Genomic DNA, 15,452 nt, shown 5'->3' with positions numbered 1-15,452 from the left:
AAAATTTGGAAATTTGCGTTATTTCTCAAATAACACCATCGATTCCAGATGCCCAGTGTGAGGAAACATATCCAAAATTCTCATTTTTATTACCTTGTAGCCTTGTTCAAGTAATGATTCACTATCACGGGCTAGAGTCGATGGGTTACAAGATACATACACGATGCGCGAAGCACCAAATGAAGAGAGCTTTTCTACTACACCTGCCGCACCAGCCCGGGCAGGATCTAAAAGGATTTTATCAAAACGCTCGCTTGCCCAACTCTCCTTTCCAGTAAGTTCAGCAAGGTTGGCCTGATGGAATTTAGCAATATCTACGCCTAACGTTTGAGCATTATCATTCGCTCTTGAGACCATCTCCTCGACTCCTTCAATACCAACAACTGCTTTTGCCTTAGCACTGAGGGGAAAAGTAAAGTTGCCAATCCCACAAAACAGATCTAACACTCTTTCATTCTCACGAACATCAAGCCACTCGATAGCTTGAGACACCATTTGGTGATTCACTGAGCGATTGACCTGAATAAAGTCAGTAGGCAAAAAATCCAATTCAAAGCCAGTCTCATCACACTTTGGTGATTCGCCACACAATTTTCTCGGCTTACTTTGTCCTTCATGAAGATACAAAGTGAAATTATTCTTCTGTGCAAAGTCGAGAACTGCCTTGCTGTCTTTAGATCTTAATTCAGCACTAGTGCGAAGTAATATAACGTTGGTATTGTCGGCTTCAACCAGTTCCAGATGACCGAGAATCTTAGGTTGAGATACCCCTTCTAGCAAAGCCTTCATTTCTGGAAACAAGCTCGCAAGCGAATCAGCTAGAACAGGGCACTGATTAACGGTGACTATATTTTTGCTCTGACCTTCTCTAAAGCCAAAGTGTAATTTATTCTTTTTAGTATCCCATAGCAGACTGATGCGAGCTCTACGACGATAGCTGCGGCTATTACCCACTATCGGTGCTTCGAGTTCTTGTTGTGGTGCGACCTTGGACATTACCTTTGCAAAAGCTTGTTGCTTCACCTCTAACTGCTGCTCATAAGGCATATGTTGCAAGGTACAACCTCCACATTGCTGAAAGTGAGGACAAAATGCAGTAACACGCTCATCACTGGCCTTTAATACTTTAATTAATTTGGCCTTTATGAACTTTGCTTTGCTTTCCACAGGCTGACATACCACCTTTTCACCGACCAAGGCGCCAGAAACAAATACAGGCTTTCCTTGGGTGTATGCCATCCCTGCTCCCTGAAAATCGTACTTCTCGATAGTCAGACTCAAGTGCTTTTGCGTACGGTTGTTATTTTTTTGCGGTTTATAAAAGTTAGCCATAGAGGTGTGCCTAGTAAATTTTAACGGTCATGCATCAAGCTTTTGACTGAGTTTTCAGTCTGACAGAGTTCTTGGGAAGCAATTTTAATTTCAATGATTTAGACTTAGGTTCAAGTTTAGGAAACTCAAAAGCCTTTGAAGGCTTATTTTTTCACATCCGGCACATTAATAAAACATGACAAGATACGGACTTCGCGCACGCGTAATAACATTGACTCTCGCCCCAACACTCATCGTTGGGATGTTGCTGAGCGTGTTCTTTACTTCAAATCGATATAACGACCTTGAAGCGCAATTGATCACTGCTGGAACCAACATTGTGGAGCCACTAGCGATCGCGAGTGAATTCGCTATGTTACAACAAAATCGCGAAGCTGTGAGAAAACTGATTAGCTATAGTCATCGTAAGCGCTCAGATGTGGTGCGAAGTATCGCAGTATTCGATGCCAATCACGAACTATTTGTTACCTCAAACTTTCATCCTAATTTCCAAAGCCTGATGTTTCCTCAATCAGAGCCTATTCCATTGCACAGCACCGTTCAGTTAATTGATACCAAGCTTATTATCAGAACCCCTGTTATTGCTGAAGCTCAATTTGTCGCGCCTCAGGCTGACTCCAAAGAAAGCAATCAAGTGCTTGGCTACATAGCCATAGAGCTCGATCTTTCTAGCTTGAGACTTCAACAGTACCAAGAGATCGTAGTAGCACTGGTAGTGATGTTCCTTGGAGTGGGGTTATCTGCTTTTTTCGCCTATCGATTGATGCAAGATATTACTGCGCCGATTACCCATCTTAAAAATAGTGTGGACCGTATTCGTCGCGGACAATTAGACGTTCGTATTGAAGGCAAAATGCATGGTGAGCTCAACTCACTGAAAAACGGTATCAATGCCATGGCAATGTCGCTCTCTGAGTACCACATAGAGATGCAACACAGTATTGACCAAGCCACATCGGATCTTCGTGAAACCTTAGAACAGCTTGAGATCCAAAATGTTGAGCTGGATATCGCTAAGAAACGTGCGCAAGAAGCTGCGCGAGTTAAGTCTGAGTTCTTAGCCAATATGTCACACGAGTTGAGGACACCGCTCAATGGGGTAATAGGCTTTACACGTCAAATGCTCAAAACCAACTTGTCTCATAGCCAAACTGATTACCTATTAACTATCGAACGTTCAGCTAACAATCTGCTTAGCATTATCAATGATATTCTGGATTTCTCGAAGCTTGAGGCTGGTAAGCTGCTTCTAGAAAATATCCCATTTGATTTCCAAGAATCATTGGAAGAAGTCGTCAATTTGCAAGCCCCAAGCGCCCATGAAAAAGGCTTAGAGTTGACCTTAAAAGTGGACCCTAAGATCCCCGCAGGGGTTGTGGGGGATTCTTTACGTATCCAGCAAGTACTCACCAACCTAGTGGGTAATGCGGTTAAGTTTACCGAGCGCGGCAACATTGATGTCAGCATTGAGCTTCGCACGCAAAAAGAAGATCAAGTTGAAATTCAGTTTATGGTGAAAGATACCGGCATTGGTATCTCTGAGCGTCAGCAAGCTCAGTTATTCCAAGCATTTAGCCAAGCGGACGCCAGTATATCTAGGCGCTACGGCGGCACGGGTCTTGGTCTTGTGATTACCCAGAAACTGGTTCGCCAAATGGGCGGGGAAATCAGTCTGACGAGTCGTCTTCATCAAGGCTCGACGTTCTGGTTCACTATTCGTCTTAATACTACCGACTTGCCACTAGAACAGATCGACCTTACGGATCTTCGAGGAAAAGAAGTACTACTGATTGAGCAGAACCTTCAAGCTGCCAATGTATTACAACAACTGTTAACTCAAGAAAATATTGTTACTCAATATCGCTCTGCAATCCCTGAATCTATTACTCCTCATGATTATATTATCTATAACGTTCCGGTTAATGAGATCATGGGAGAAGCAGAACTGGTCGAGTTTATTTACCAAGCCAAGGCAGTCTGTCCGAGTGTCATTATTGGGCTGCCAAGTAATCAGTTAGCCCTATCTGAAACCTTGATGGCTCAGCATGCTGTCAACTGTATTATCAAGCCTCTGACTCGCACCAAGATCATGCAGGCTATGCTACGCGGTCAAGATAGTAATGCACCTATCTACGAAAAACCTGAGCCATTATTGCTTGAGAAGCTGTCACTTAAAGTCATGGCAGTGGACGATAATCCCGCTAACCTCAAACTCATCAGCGCCTTGCTTGATGAGCATGTCGAGTCCGTAGTGACCTGTTCCAATGGTCAGAGCGCGGTCGACGAAGCCACACGTACTCATTTTGATTTGATCTTAATGGATATTCAGATGCTGGGGATGGACGGTGTCTCTGCTTGTCGAGCAATTAAGCAAACGACAACCAATAAAGACACACCAATCATTGCCGTTACGGCTCATGCGATGAGTGGCGAACGGGATAGGTTGCTGCAAGCAGGAATGGATGACTATCTGACTAAACCCATTGAAGAAAGAGTTCTGCTCAAGGTACTCAACCATTGGGGCGGAAACCCCATTGATGAGCCAGTAGCAGTCTCAGCAACAGAAGTTGAATCTGCGCCAAGTAGTGACGTTATAATTGACTGGCGTGCGGCTCTAGCGCAATCGGCGAACAAAGAAGATTTAGCCAAAGAGATGTTGCAAATGCTCGTGGACTATATTCCAGAAGTGAATGAGATTGTGGAGCAAGCGATTGATGAGCAGTTAGGCTCACGAGAAGATCTAATCCACCACATTCATAAACTGCATGGTAGCAGTAGCTATTGTGGTGTCCCTAAACTCAAGAAGGCATGTGCTCTACTCGAACAGATGTTGCGTTCAGGAGAAACAATTGAGGATATTGAGCCGGAGTTGTTAGAGCTTCAAGATGAAATGGAAAAGGTACAAACAACAGCTCGCTTGTACCTACAGAGTTAACGTTCGAGAATGACCGTCGCTACGGCATAGTGCCTTTCATCAGAAATTGACAGATGAATATGAGCAACGCCAAGCTGCTGAGAGATTTCTTGAGCCTTACCCGAAAGCAACAGCTCAGGCTTGCCCAAGGCGTTATTGCTAATGGTGAAGTCTTGAAACGATACACCTTTCGCTATCCCTGTACCTAAAGCCTTAGAGGCGGCTTCTTTAGCGGCAAAGCGTTTGGCCAGAAACTTAGCCTTTGATGTTAGCTGATGAAATCGCTCCATCTCAACTTCCGTTAAGATACGCTCAGCAAAGCTCACACCAGTGCGATTGAGCGCTTTCTCTACGCGCTCAATCTCTGCAATGTCAGTCCCTAAACCAACAATTGCCATTACTTTCTAGCCTGTTCCATGATGGCTTTCATATCAGCGACGGCTTTATTCAAACCATCAAATACTGCACGGCCCATAATCGAGTGACCTATGTTCAGCTCATAGATTTCAGGCAGTGCTGCCACAGGACCTACATTATGATACGTCAAGCCGTGACCTGCATTTACCGTAATACCTAAACCTGATGCATAGGTTGCAGCTTCAGCGATAACCCCAAGCTCTTTGTGTTGTTCTTCTTCAGTGTGCGCTTCCGCGTAATGACCAGTGTGAAGCTCAATGAAAGGTGCACCTGCGTCCTTTGATGCATCGATTTGCTTTGGGTTTGGGTCAATAAACAGTGATACTTTGATACCTGCAGCTGTCAGTTTTTCTGTAGCAGCCTTAATCTTATCAAACTGACCTACTACATCCAGACCACCTTCTGTAGTGAGCTCTTCGCGCTTTTCAGGAACCAAGCATACAAACTCCGGCTTCGTCTTAAGCGCAATATCGACCATCTCGTCGGTAACGGCCATCTCAAGGTTCATACGAGTTTGAATAGTCTCAGCTAGAATACGAACGTCTCTGTCTAGGATGTGACGACGATCTTCACGTAAGTGAATCGTGATGCCATCAGCACCTGCACGTTCAGCAATTTCTGCAGCATGTATTGGATCTGGATATTTAGTTCCACGTGCATTTCGTAGGGTGGCAATGTGGTCGATGTTGACCCCAAGTAAGATTGGATTCATTTTCCGATACTCCGTGTTCGGGGCATAAATAACTCCCGACTTTTTATTGGTTTTCCGCCAAGATAAGGCTTTAAGGCTATACGTGTAAAGCGCTTTGCCGCGCTCAACTGAGATTTAGAGTTAAAACGCCTTTCACTCAAGGCTATCAACTCTTCCCCCATAAAGGTTAGATTGTCCTTTCGTACTGACGCAATGAAACCTTGCTGCTCTCGGTAGCGATAGGTCATCTTAGGGTCTATGGGTTCCCCTGTGCCTGAGCAGTGCATAAAATCAACACCATAGCCAAGAGCATTCAACAAAGCGAGTTCAAAGCGACGTAGCGCAGGTTCAGGGTTATCAGCTTGAGCAAGCTCAGTTAACGCATGCAGATAATCAATAAACAGCTCTGGATAAGGCACCTCTTGTGCAATCACTCGCACTAAGATTTCATTGATGTACATTGCCGAATAAAGGTTAACACCACTTAAAGGCAAGCCCAGACTAATCGGTTCGGCTTGGCGCAGGGTTTTCATTGAGCCGCCACCTGACCATTTAAGCAGTAAAGGCGTAAAGGACTGCAGGGCCCCTTTTAATGGAGAGCGCTTGCTTCTCCCGCCTTTACTCAGGATAGTCACACGACCAAATTCCTCAGAAAAAACATCTAAGATCAAGCTAGATTCTGTATAGGGGCGACGATGCAATACAAAGCAACGTTGGAAGCCTTCAATTACCGACATAGTATTGATGCCATAAAAAACTCCACGTCTAAGGTGGAGTTTTGAGTTTAATTTTTATAGGTCATCCATGTAGCCTAATGAACGAAGTGCTCGCTCATCGTCAGCCCAACCAGATTTGACCTTAACCCAAGTTTCTAGATAAACCTTGCGACCAAATAATTCTTCCATATCTAGACGAGCTTCTCGTCCGATAGTTTTTATCTTATCACCGCCCTTACCAATGACCATTTTCTTCTGGCCACTGCGCTCAACGAGAATCAGTGCGTTAATGTGGAAGCCATCATTATCAGGATTGTAATCAAAGCGCTCTATTTCGACTGTGACTGAGTATGGTAACTCGTCACCAGTGAAACGCATTAATTTCTCACGCACGATCTCTGATGCCATAAAGCGCTGAGAACGGTCTGTGACGTATTCTTCAGGAAAATGGTGCGTTGCTTTTGGTAAATGTTCGCGAACATGCTTGCGCAATACGTCGATATTTTTCCCTAATTTTGCAGATATAGGCACAACATCAACGAAATCCATCTTCTGAGTCATTTCTTGCATATGACTCATTACAAGGTTTCTGTCTTGTACTTTATCAACTTTATTCACACACAATACGACAGGGAAATTTGCTGCTCTTAGCTTGTTCAGCACCATATCATCGTCAGCTGTCCAGTGAGTGCCATCAACCAAGAAAAATACAAGGTTTACATCACTCAGTGAACTGTTGGCAGCACGATTCATCAAACGGTTGATAGCGCGTTTTTCTTCGATGTGGAGTCCTGGAGTATCCACAAAGATTGCTTGATAATCACCATCAGTATCTACACCCATAATACGGTGACGAGTTGTCTGAGGCTTACGAGAGGTAATCGAGATCTTCTGACCAAGGATATGGTTAAGGAGCGTTGATTTACCTACGTTAGGTCGACCTACAATAGCAATAAAGCCACAGTGTTGATTATCAACAGAGGTTGTTTTGTCTTGATTGTGCGTAGCAAAATACGCATCAAGGTCGATGCCTTGATCTTCTGGCTGATCGTGATTAGACATTAGTTAGTTTCTCCAACGCAAGTTCAGCCGCAGCTTGTTCAGCTTTACGACGACTGGTGCCTTTACCTGTGAAAGGTTTTTCTACACCTGATACAACGCAATCAACGGTAAACTCTTGGTTGTGAGCCTCACCTTTGATCTTAATGACGTCGTAAGCCGGTAAAGGTTTACGACGACCTTGCAAGAACTCTTGAAGACGTGTCTTAGGGTCTTTTTGTGATACGCCAGGTTCAATCGCTTCAAGGCGACTCATGTACCAACTCAGAACAATAGCTCGAACAGGCTCTGTACCACTGTCTAGGTATATTGCTCCAATAATGGCTTCTACCGCATCTGCAAGGATAGAATCGCGACGGAATCCGCCACTTTTCAACTCACCTGGACCTAATTTTAAGTAGTCTCCGAGTTCAAATTCACGTGCTAGCTCAGCCAGAGTTTTACCTCTTACCAATGTGGCACGCATTCGACTCATGTCGCCCTCGTTTACCTTAGGAAAACGATGGTACAAATCATCAGTGATGACAAAACTTAAAATTGAATCGCCCAGAAACTCCAGTCGTTCATTATGTTTGCCATTGGCGCTGCGGTGTGTCAGCGCCAAGTTCAGTTTATCTAAGTCATTGAATTGGTATCCAATGCTCTTTTCTAATCTAGCTAATTGAGAAGTCATACTCTCTGATTACTCTATGCCGCCAATGCGGTTTAAACGGATACCGGTTGGAATCCAAGATGGCAGGAAGCTGTCGTCACTGCGATCAAACTCAAAGCTCACCCATATTCCAACTGCTTTACCAACTAAGTTGGCTTCAGGAACAAAGCCCCAATAACGGCTATCTGCACTGTTATCACGGTTGTCACCCATCATGAAATAATGCCCTTGTGGCACAATCCATTCGCGAACACCAGCTCTAGGCTGATACGCCGCTACGTTATCCTGACGCAGTGGGTTCACCAAAACTTGGTGCTGATGTTCACCCATGGTTTCGTCTAGACGAATCAATGGGACGTTATTTTGTATAAACTCACTTTCCGTATAGTTGGTTAGAGGCACTGGTGTACATTGCTTCTCCCCACTTGGTTTAATACAAAGTTTCTTATCTTGAGTATAGCGAACCGTATCACCCGGCAAGCCGATTACTCGCTTAATGTAGTCAATGTTCGGTTGAGGTGGGAATTTAAATACCGCTACGTCACCGCGCTCAGGTTTACCGATTTCAACTAACTGGTTACGCCATACAGGATCTTTCAAACCGTAAGAGAACTTCTCTACGACAATAAAGTCACCAATCAGCAGTGTTGGCATCATAGATCCTGATGGGATCTGAAAAGGTTCATAGATAAACGAACGCAATACCAACACAAAAGCGATTACAGGAAAAATAGAAACACTGTTCTCTATCCACCATGGCTGATGAGCTATCTTAGCCTTAGTCTTATCATCTAAGCCTGTTGTTTGAGCCTCAACTTCGGCCACCTTGGCTGCTCTTTTCTTTGCCCAAACGAGCTTTTCTAGAGCGTAGACAATACCAGTAACCAAAGTCACACAGACTAGGATTAGTGAAAACGTATTAGCCATTGAAATCCCTTAAATTTAACTGTTTCTAAAACAACGAAAGTGAAAGGGTCATTAACCCTTTCACTTTGTAATTCTTAATTAACCATTTTTGATGATTAATCTTTGCCTATGTGAAGAATCGCTAGGAAGGCCTCTTGCGGAAGCTCAACGTTACCGATTTGCTTCATTCGTTTCTTACCTTCTTTCTGCTTCTTCAACAGCTTTTTCTTACGACTCACATCACCACCGTAACATTTAGCGATTACGTTTTTACGCAACTGCTTAACCGTTGAACGAGCAATAATGTGGTTACCAATCGCTGCTTGAATTGCGATATCAAACATCTGGCGAGGAATGAATTCCTTCATCTTCTCTACCAATAGTCGACCACGACCTTGAGCGTTGTCTTTATGAGTAATAATAGCTAAAGCATCAACTGTATCACCATTTAGCAATACATCGACGCGTACCATGCTTGACTCTTCGTAGCGATGGAAATTGTAATCTAATGACGCATAGCCACGAGATGTCGATTTTAGACGATCAAAGAAGTCTAGTACCACTTCTGCCATTGGCAGGTCGTAAGTCAGAGCAACTTGGTTTCCGTGGTAAACCATATCCACCTGAAGACCACGCTTCTCAACACAAAGAGTAATTACATTACCCAAGTAATCAGAAGGTACTAGAATGTTACAGCGAGCAATCGGCTCACGAATCGCTTCAAGGTCGTTTACTGCAGGTAGTTTAGCTGGGCTATCTACATACAAGACTTCGCCATTGGTTTTCTCTACTTCGTACACTACGGTGGGTGCTGTAGTGATTAGGTCTAGATCGTATTCACGCTCCAAACGCTCTTGAATAACTTCCATGTGAAGCATACCCAAGAAACCACAACGGAAACCAAAACCAAGTGCAGCTGAGCTCTCTGGCTCGTAGAATAGCGACGCATCATTTAGGCTCAGTTTACCTAGTGCATCACGGAAGTTTTCATAATCATCAGATGATACTGGGAATAGACCCGCGTATACCTGTGGCTTCACTTTCTGGAAACCTGGCAGTGCTTTTTCACAGCCGCCTTTAGCATGAGTTAAGGTATCGCCAACAGGTGCACCAAGGATATCCTTGATACCACATACAACCCAACCTACTTCACCCGTGTTCAGCTCAGTGGTATCAACTTGCTTAGGCGTAAAGATGCCTAGGCGATCCACACCCCAAACTTGACCAGTGCTCATTACTTTTATCTTGTCGTGTTTCTTTAGCTTGCCGTTTTTGATACGCACAAGAGAGACAACGCCAAGGTAGTTATCAAATCAAGAGTCGATGATTAGTGCTTGCAGTGGACCTTCTGGTTCACCCTTTGGTGCAGGAATCGACTTTACAATTTCTTCCAGTACTTCATCAACACCAAGACCTGTTTTTGCCGAGCAACGAACTGCTTCCAAAGCATCGATACCAACGATCTCTTCGATTTCTTCAGAAACACGCTCAGGATCAGCAGCCGGCAGATCAATCTTATTCAAGATTGGCACAACTTCTAGATCCATTTCGATTGCGGTATAACAGTTAGCTAGAGTCTGTGCTTCAACGCCCTGACCTGCATCAACCACCAGCAAAGCACCTTCACAAGCTGCTAGAGAGCGGGATACTTCATATGAGAAATCCACGTGTCCTGGAGTATCGATGAAGTTCAGCTGATAGGTTTCCCCATCATTTGCCTTGTAGTCTAGGGTCACGCTCTGAGACTTGATCGTGATGCCACGCTCTCTTTCAAGATCCATAGAATCAAGAACTTGTGCTTCCATTTCGCGATCACTAAGGCCTCCACAAACTTGAATCAGGCGATCTGATAAGGTGGATTTACCATGGTCAATGTGGGCAATAATCGAAAAGTTACGAATGTTCTTCATAGTAAGGTGCGGTTAGACTCATACAAAATTGAAAGGGAAAATGATGTTTTTTTCATCATCATTTTGCTCAGGTTGGCAGATTCTACCCAATTTCAGCGCTTGCCGCTATCTTCATTTTACTTCTAATTGTTGGCCTAGGGTACGAATCAGGGTTACTTGTTGTTCTGCATCATGCTTGGTTCGCCTGAGTTTTGCTTTAACCAGCATTCCACTTAACAGCGCAAAACCCGCCCCCAACACAATGCTCAGCCATTCTTGTCCTTCAAATATAGCCTCTGATATCTCCGCACCAATCACGGCACCAAGAAACAAAAACAACAAAGGAACAAGATAAACTAAGGCAGCAGCGGAGAGCAGTGCTTTCTCGGGGAGAGCAATTTCGACTATATCACCCTCAGATACTTTCAGAGGAGTTGTTAAAGACCAAGCGTGCTGCTTGTTACCAATCGCCTTGGTCACTTGCCCTGTTGCACAGCTGGATTTAGAGGCACAACTGTTACAGCTAGTTTGCTGCTCGCACGAGAGATCCACTTTAAAAAGTTGCTCATCTAAGTCGGGTGACCCTATTTCTGTCACCCTTGTCACTTGAGCCAGTGCGTTCATCATGATCAGTTACCTAATGAAAAGTCACTGATTGTAATATACGTTGTGCGGTACTAGGAGGAATATCTCCTACCACGATCACTTCATGTTGATTTACAACAGCGCTTTGCAGAGTGCGCCTACCCTGTCTAACAAGTTGACGCTTCAAAGACAATTCATCTTCAGGGGCCACATAGATAGAAAACTGGAACAAACCATCAGAATATATCTGACTCTCTACCATTCGGTCTGAACCAAACAGGGGATGGCTTTGCATTTTTTTGCTTTCAAAACCTCTAGGCATCCAGTCTGCACTCCAAGAGATTTCATCAACACTACTGTCCGGTAATGTCACCACATCAGGCAGTGCCGCTTTCTCTAGGCCCTTCATTATCGGGATAAGATGATCAGTGACAGAGTAAGAAACCGTCCGATATTGCTCGAGGATTTCTCCATCTCTATCGATCAAATCCGCACGAAGAGGCAATGCTGTTTGCTCATCAATCCACACTATGTACGAGTATCGCTGTCCGTCCTTAGGCACTACACGCACGACTTGAGCAGGCGCTCCAGCCTCACGAGCACGCCCAACTTTAACAAAGTCGTAGTAAGCTTTGAGTCGGTGTGTGTCAACATTGAGCATAGGCATTAAAGGCGCGACCATTTTATCGGACGCAATCGTGAAAGGATCAATACCCGGCTCGATATAACTGACTTGTTCGCCTCTGCGAATCACTTCTCGCACAGGTCCACTCAAATACATGAGTTGTGCAAATCGCATTTCGTTATCATTGGCTTGGCGATAGACCAAAGGCTCAATACTGCTCTTTCGAATCAACACATATGACATCTCATAATTGAGAGTGCTGCTTGCATCGCTCATCTTGTGGAGAAGAGCCTCAGCAGGGTTGTCTTCTGCTAAGGCTAAAGGAGAGGCTGTTAAGCTGAGCAGCGCAAAGGCGCTGGCCAGAAATTTCTTCATTTGACTTCCGTTTCTACGTCAGAGTTCGTTTCGCTATGATTAAGGCGAAGCTGCAACTCATAGTCTTGCAACACAGTGTTAATGCGGCGACGTTGCTCTGCAATTTGCTCATCCTGTGGCGATATCTTGTTCGCATCAGTCTTTGCACGCACAGAGTCGCGAGTCAAGCTTACCGGCTCAACGCTGCCCGCCATAGGGATAGTTTGTAGAACAGGAAGAGTCTCCGCTACCTGTGAAGGTTGCCCATCAACACTACCACCGTACTGTTGAACCCCTAGAATGACCGCAAAAGATACACAAGCAGCTACTGCTACTTGGCCAAATTGGGTGAGCCATTGAGGGAGACCTTTTTTAGCCTTCATCGGTGCCGGTTGCTCTTCAAGCATTGGCTGAACCTTGTTTGAGTGAGCTGGCTCATCTTCAAGAGCTAGAGCTACTCGACTGGCAATATCCCAGTTAGGGTTATCCGGAGCATCTCCTCGCATCACATCACCAATGAGATGGTAGTTCTGCCAAGTCTGCTGAGCGTCCTTCTCATTTTCAACCTCAGAGATCAGGCTTAAGTCTATCGACTCACCATCCATCAAAGCTGAGATTTTATCTTTGTTAGACATTACTTTCACCATTGTGATTATCTTCTAACGCTGAAGAAGCGGTTGCATTTTTTTCTCTACCGCTTCTCGAGCTCTAAATATTCGCGAACGAACAGTGCCTACAGGACAATCCATAACCGCTGCGATCTCTTCATAACTTAATCCATCAAGTTCTCGCAACGTCATAGCTGTTTTTAGGTCTTCTGGTAGTGCTTCAATCGCATTGAAAACTACCTCTTTCAATTCATTCGACAACGTTAAGTTTTCTGGGTTCGATATTTCTTTTAGCGCATTCCCAGTTTCTAAATATTCGGCGTCCTCAGCATCTACGTCAGTAGCAGGTGGCCTGCGTCCTAGCGCGACAAGATGATTTTTAGCCGTGTTCACCGCAATGCGATATAGCCAAGTATAAAATGCACTTTCACCCCTAAAGTTAGGGATAGCACGATACGCCTTAATAAAGGTCTCCTGCGCCACATCGGCTACATCACTTTGATTATTCACGTATCGAGAAATCAAGTTACACACTTTATTCTGGTATTTGACTACCAGAAGATTAAAGGCTTGCTTATCTCCATTTTGAATGCGCTCAATCAGTACCTGATCGGTCAACTGCTCGTTCATTCGAGCTTTTACTCCTATGTTCAGCTCTCATCTTCTCAGATATGAGTTTTTTCAGTGCATAATGTATTATTGACAGCACCAATTACTTGAGCACTATTGTGACTCAATCAAAGTACAAAAGTTCATTTTGATTAAGGTTTTTTTAAAACTTAGTCAAAAATGTGATGTACTAGGCGCTTGATAGCCAATTAGAAGCGAACTTCAGTCTAAGGTTAGAACTGTTGATGCAGCGCATTGCTTTGCGCGACAAGTAGTAGTCGAATAGTAGCACCCTAGTTCCCATGTGGGTTAAGAACACGTCAAAAACTATAAAATAAAGCGAGTGTTCGATTAGAGGTTAATAGTTAGCACAGAAGCTAACAGACAATAAAGGAAACAACGTCTCAATGAATTCAATCTCTCAGCATCAATGTGATGTACTGGTTATAGGTAGCGGTGCAGCTGGACTATCTTTGGCTCTTCGTGTTGCCAAAAAATCCAAGGTGATCGTTTTAAGTAAAAGTTTAAGCCGTGAAGGCGCTACTTTCTACGCTCAAGGCGGTATCGCAGCTGTATTCGATGAAGCTGACACTATAGAGTCTCACGTTGATGACACTTTAATTGCTGGCGCTGGCCTTTGTGAAAAAGACAAGGTTCAGTTTATTGCTGAAAACGCCAAAAAGTGTGTTCAATGGCTGATCGATGGTGGAGTTCCATTTGATCAAGAAGAATCTGATGATGACGATGATAAACCTCGCTACCACTTAACTCGCGAAGGAGGTCACAGCCACAGACGTATTTTGCATGCGGCAGATGCCACTGGCATGGCCATGCAGACTTCTCTTCAAGAGAATGTACTTAATCATCCAAACATTACCGTACTAGAGAGACATAATGCGGTCGATTTAATCACTGAAGATAAGATTGGTGGTGATGCACAAAAAGTCGTGGGTGCATATGTGTGGAATCGCGACTCTGAGCATGTAGAGACTATCGCCGCTAAATTTGTGGTGCTTGCTACCGGTGGCGCTTCGAAGGTGTACCAGTACACCAGTAACCCTGATGTATCTTCTGGTGATGGTATTGCCATGGCATGGCGCGCAGGATGCCGCGTTTCGAACCTTGAGTTCAATCAGTTTCATCCAACATGTTTATTCCACCCTGAAGCTCGAAATTTCTTATTGACCGAAGCACTTCGTGGTGAAGGCGCTTACCTTCTGAGACCTGATGGCACGCGCTTTATGCCTGATTTTGACTCTCGCGAAGAATTGGCACCACGCGACATCGTTGCTCGCGCTATCGATTTTGAAATGAAGCGCCTAGGTGCAGACTGTATGTACCTCGACATCAGCCATAAGTCTGCTGATTTCATTACTAAGCACTTCCCTACAATACACATGCGCTTACAAGACCTTGGACTCGATATGACCAAGGAACCCATTCCAATTGTTCCTGCTGCACACTATACCTGCGGTGGCGTAATGGTGGATCCTCAAGGTCAGACAGACGTTAAGCAACTGTACGCGATTGGCGAAGTAAGCTACACCGGATTGCACGGTGCAAATCGCATGGCATCTAACTCTTTACTCGAGTGTGTTGTATATGCCTGGTCGGCAGCAAAGAGCATTCTGAAGCAGCTAGACCAAGCGGAAATGCCTGATAACTTGCCATGCTGGGATGAAAGTCAGGTATGTAATTCTGATGAAGAGGTTATTCTTCAGCACAACTGGCATGAGCTAAGACTATTTATGTGGGATTACATGGGGATTGTTCGCACAGACAAGAGACTTGAGCGCGCTCTGAGACGTATTCAACTCCTGCAACAAGAGGTGAACGACTACTACAGCAACTTCCGTGTCTCTAATAATCTTCTTGAGCTGCGCAACTTATTGCAGGTTGCTGATTTGATGGTGCGCTGTGCTATGGAACGAAAAGAGAGTCGAGGACTGCACTACACTCTAGACTATCCTGAGATGCTAGAAGAGGCAAAACCGACAGTTTTAGTGCCTAACCACTCAGATAAAAGTTACCCAAACTAATCAATACGTTTTCATTCTAAAAAAGACTAAAAAGGCGCTCTTTAGAAGAGCGCCTT

Annotated in this window: 13 protein-coding genes and 1 pseudogene; 2 read left to right on the top strand and 12 right to left on the bottom strand. The window is 44.4% G+C overall.

Features of this window, described 5'->3' with window-relative positions; translation table 11 throughout:
• Positions 1-18 precede the first annotated feature (18 nt).
• Positions 19-1,332, bottom strand: a complete 1,314-nt coding sequence (rlmD, locus tag OCU48_RS02145; protein ID WP_141346836.1) for a 23S rRNA (uracil(1939)-C(5))-methyltransferase RlmD — start codon at positions 1,330-1,332, stop codon at positions 19-21.
• Positions 1,333-1,507: 175 nt separating this feature from the next.
• Between rlmD and barA the strand changes: the two genes are divergently transcribed.
• On the top strand, positions 1,508-4,267 hold the full coding sequence (barA, locus tag OCU48_RS02140; protein ID WP_337983898.1) for a two-component sensor histidine kinase BarA: 2,760 nt from the start codon (positions 1,508-1,510) through the stop codon (positions 4,265-4,267).
• Here the strand turns inward: barA and acpS are convergent.
• The 11 genes and pseudogenes from acpS to rpoE form a co-directional block, all read right to left on the bottom strand.
• Positions 4,264-4,644 (bottom strand): holo-ACP synthase, encoded by a 381-nt coding sequence (gene acpS, locus OCU48_RS02135; protein ID WP_141346838.1) that lies wholly within the window; start codon positions 4,642-4,644, stop codon positions 4,264-4,266. The two genes, barA and acpS, sit on opposite strands and share 4 nt — an antisense overlap.
• Positions 4,644-5,375 (bottom strand): pyridoxine 5'-phosphate synthase, encoded by a 732-nt coding sequence (gene pdxJ / locus OCU48_RS02130; RefSeq protein WP_141346839.1) that lies wholly within the window; start codon positions 5,373-5,375, stop codon positions 4,644-4,646. The genes acpS and pdxJ overlap by 1 nt, the downstream gene beginning before the upstream one ends.
• Complete coding sequence (recO, locus tag OCU48_RS02125) at positions 5,372-6,091, bottom strand: DNA repair protein RecO (protein ID WP_141346840.1); 720 nt, start codon at positions 6,089-6,091, stop codon at positions 5,372-5,374. Before recO ends, pdxJ begins: the two co-directional genes overlap by 4 nt.
• 54 nt (positions 6,092-6,145) lie before the next feature.
• Complete coding sequence (era, locus tag OCU48_RS02120) at positions 6,146-7,132, bottom strand: GTPase Era (RefSeq protein WP_141346841.1); 987 nt, start codon at positions 7,130-7,132, stop codon at positions 6,146-6,148.
• Positions 7,125-7,802 carry a ribonuclease III gene (rnc, locus tag OCU48_RS02115; RefSeq protein WP_141346842.1) on the bottom strand — a complete coding sequence of 226 codons (678 nt, stop codon included), beginning with the start codon at positions 7,800-7,802 and terminating at the stop codon, positions 7,125-7,127. The genes era and rnc overlap by 8 nt, the downstream gene beginning before the upstream one ends.
• 9 nt (positions 7,803-7,811) lie before the next feature.
• Positions 7,812-8,708, bottom strand: coding sequence for a signal peptidase I (gene lepB, locus OCU48_RS02110; protein ID WP_141346843.1), 897 nt, complete (start codon positions 8,706-8,708; stop codon positions 7,812-7,814).
• 95 nt (positions 8,709-8,803) lie between these two features.
• Positions 8,804-10,597 (bottom strand): annotated as a pseudogene (gene lepA / locus OCU48_RS02105) (translation elongation factor 4).
• Positions 10,598-10,708: 111 nt separating this feature from the next.
• On the bottom strand, positions 10,709-11,203 hold the full coding sequence (locus OCU48_RS02100; RefSeq protein WP_141346845.1) for a SoxR reducing system RseC family protein: 495 nt from the start codon (positions 11,201-11,203) through the stop codon (positions 10,709-10,711).
• 10 nt (positions 11,204-11,213) lie between these two features.
• Positions 11,214-12,161, bottom strand: coding sequence for a sigma-E factor regulatory protein RseB (rseB, locus tag OCU48_RS02095; protein WP_141346846.1), 948 nt, complete (start codon positions 12,159-12,161; stop codon positions 11,214-11,216).
• Positions 12,158-12,775, bottom strand: coding sequence for an RseA family anti-sigma factor (locus OCU48_RS02090; RefSeq protein WP_141346847.1), 618 nt, complete (start codon positions 12,773-12,775; stop codon positions 12,158-12,160). Before OCU48_RS02090 ends, rseB begins: the two co-directional genes overlap by 4 nt.
• A 24-nt stretch (positions 12,776-12,799) precedes the next feature.
• The gene (rpoE, locus tag OCU48_RS02085; RefSeq protein WP_017027173.1) at positions 12,800-13,378 is read right to left on the bottom strand and encodes an RNA polymerase sigma factor RpoE; all 579 of its coding nucleotides are present in this window, start codon (positions 13,376-13,378) and stop codon (positions 12,800-12,802) included.
• 386 nt (positions 13,379-13,764) lie between these two features.
• Here rpoE and nadB point away from each other — a divergent pair, with 386 nt between their 5' ends.
• Entirely contained in the window at positions 13,765-15,396 is a 1,632-nt protein-coding gene (gene nadB, locus OCU48_RS02080) for an L-aspartate oxidase (RefSeq protein WP_141346848.1), read from the top strand.
• Positions 15,397-15,452 lie beyond the last annotated feature (56 nt).

This window comes from Vibrio inusitatus (assembly GCA_024346935.1).
GTDB lineage: Bacteria > Pseudomonadota > Gammaproteobacteria > Enterobacterales > Vibrionaceae > Vibrio > Vibrio inusitatus.
Note: the sequence above shows the minus strand (reverse complement) of the source record. Positions and strands in the feature narration are given on the sequence as shown.

Coding starts and splice junctions, on each gene's coding strand:
- rlmD (WP_141346836.1), bottom strand. CDS start 1,332: ATGGCTAACTTTTATAAACCGCAAAAAAATAACAACCGTACGCAAAAG.
- barA (WP_337983898.1), top strand. CDS start 1,508: ATGACAAGATACGGACTTCGCGCACGCGTAATAACATTGACTCTCGCC.
- acpS (WP_141346838.1), bottom strand. CDS start 4,644: ATGGCAATTGTTGGTTTAGGGACTGACATTGCAGAGATTGAGCGCGTA.
- pdxJ (WP_141346839.1), bottom strand. CDS start 5,375: ATGAATCCAATCTTACTTGGGGTCAACATCGACCACATTGCCACCCTA.
- recO (WP_141346840.1), bottom strand. CDS start 6,091: ATGTCGGTAATTGAAGGCTTCCAACGTTGCTTTGTATTGCATCGTCGC.
- era (WP_141346841.1), bottom strand. CDS start 7,132: ATGTCTAATCACGATCAGCCAGAAGATCAAGGCATCGACCTTGATGCG.
- rnc (WP_141346842.1), bottom strand. CDS start 7,802: ATGACTTCTCAATTAGCTAGATTAGAAAAGAGCATTGGATACCAATTC.
- lepB (WP_141346843.1), bottom strand. CDS start 8,708: ATGGCTAATACGTTTTCACTAATCCTAGTCTGTGTGACTTTGGTTACT.
- OCU48_RS02100 (WP_141346845.1), bottom strand. CDS start 11,203: ATGATGAACGCACTGGCTCAAGTGACAAGGGTGACAGAAATAGGGTCA.
- rseB (WP_141346846.1), bottom strand. CDS start 12,161: ATGAAGAAATTTCTGGCCAGCGCCTTTGCGCTGCTCAGCTTAACAGCC.
- OCU48_RS02090 (WP_141346847.1), bottom strand. CDS start 12,775: ATGTCTAACAAAGATAAAATCTCAGCTTTGATGGATGGTGAGTCGATA.
- rpoE (WP_017027173.1), bottom strand. CDS start 13,378: ATGAACGAGCAGTTGACCGATCAGGTACTGATTGAGCGCATTCAAAAT.
- nadB (WP_141346848.1), top strand. CDS start 13,765: ATGAATTCAATCTCTCAGCATCAATGTGATGTACTGGTTATAGGTAGC.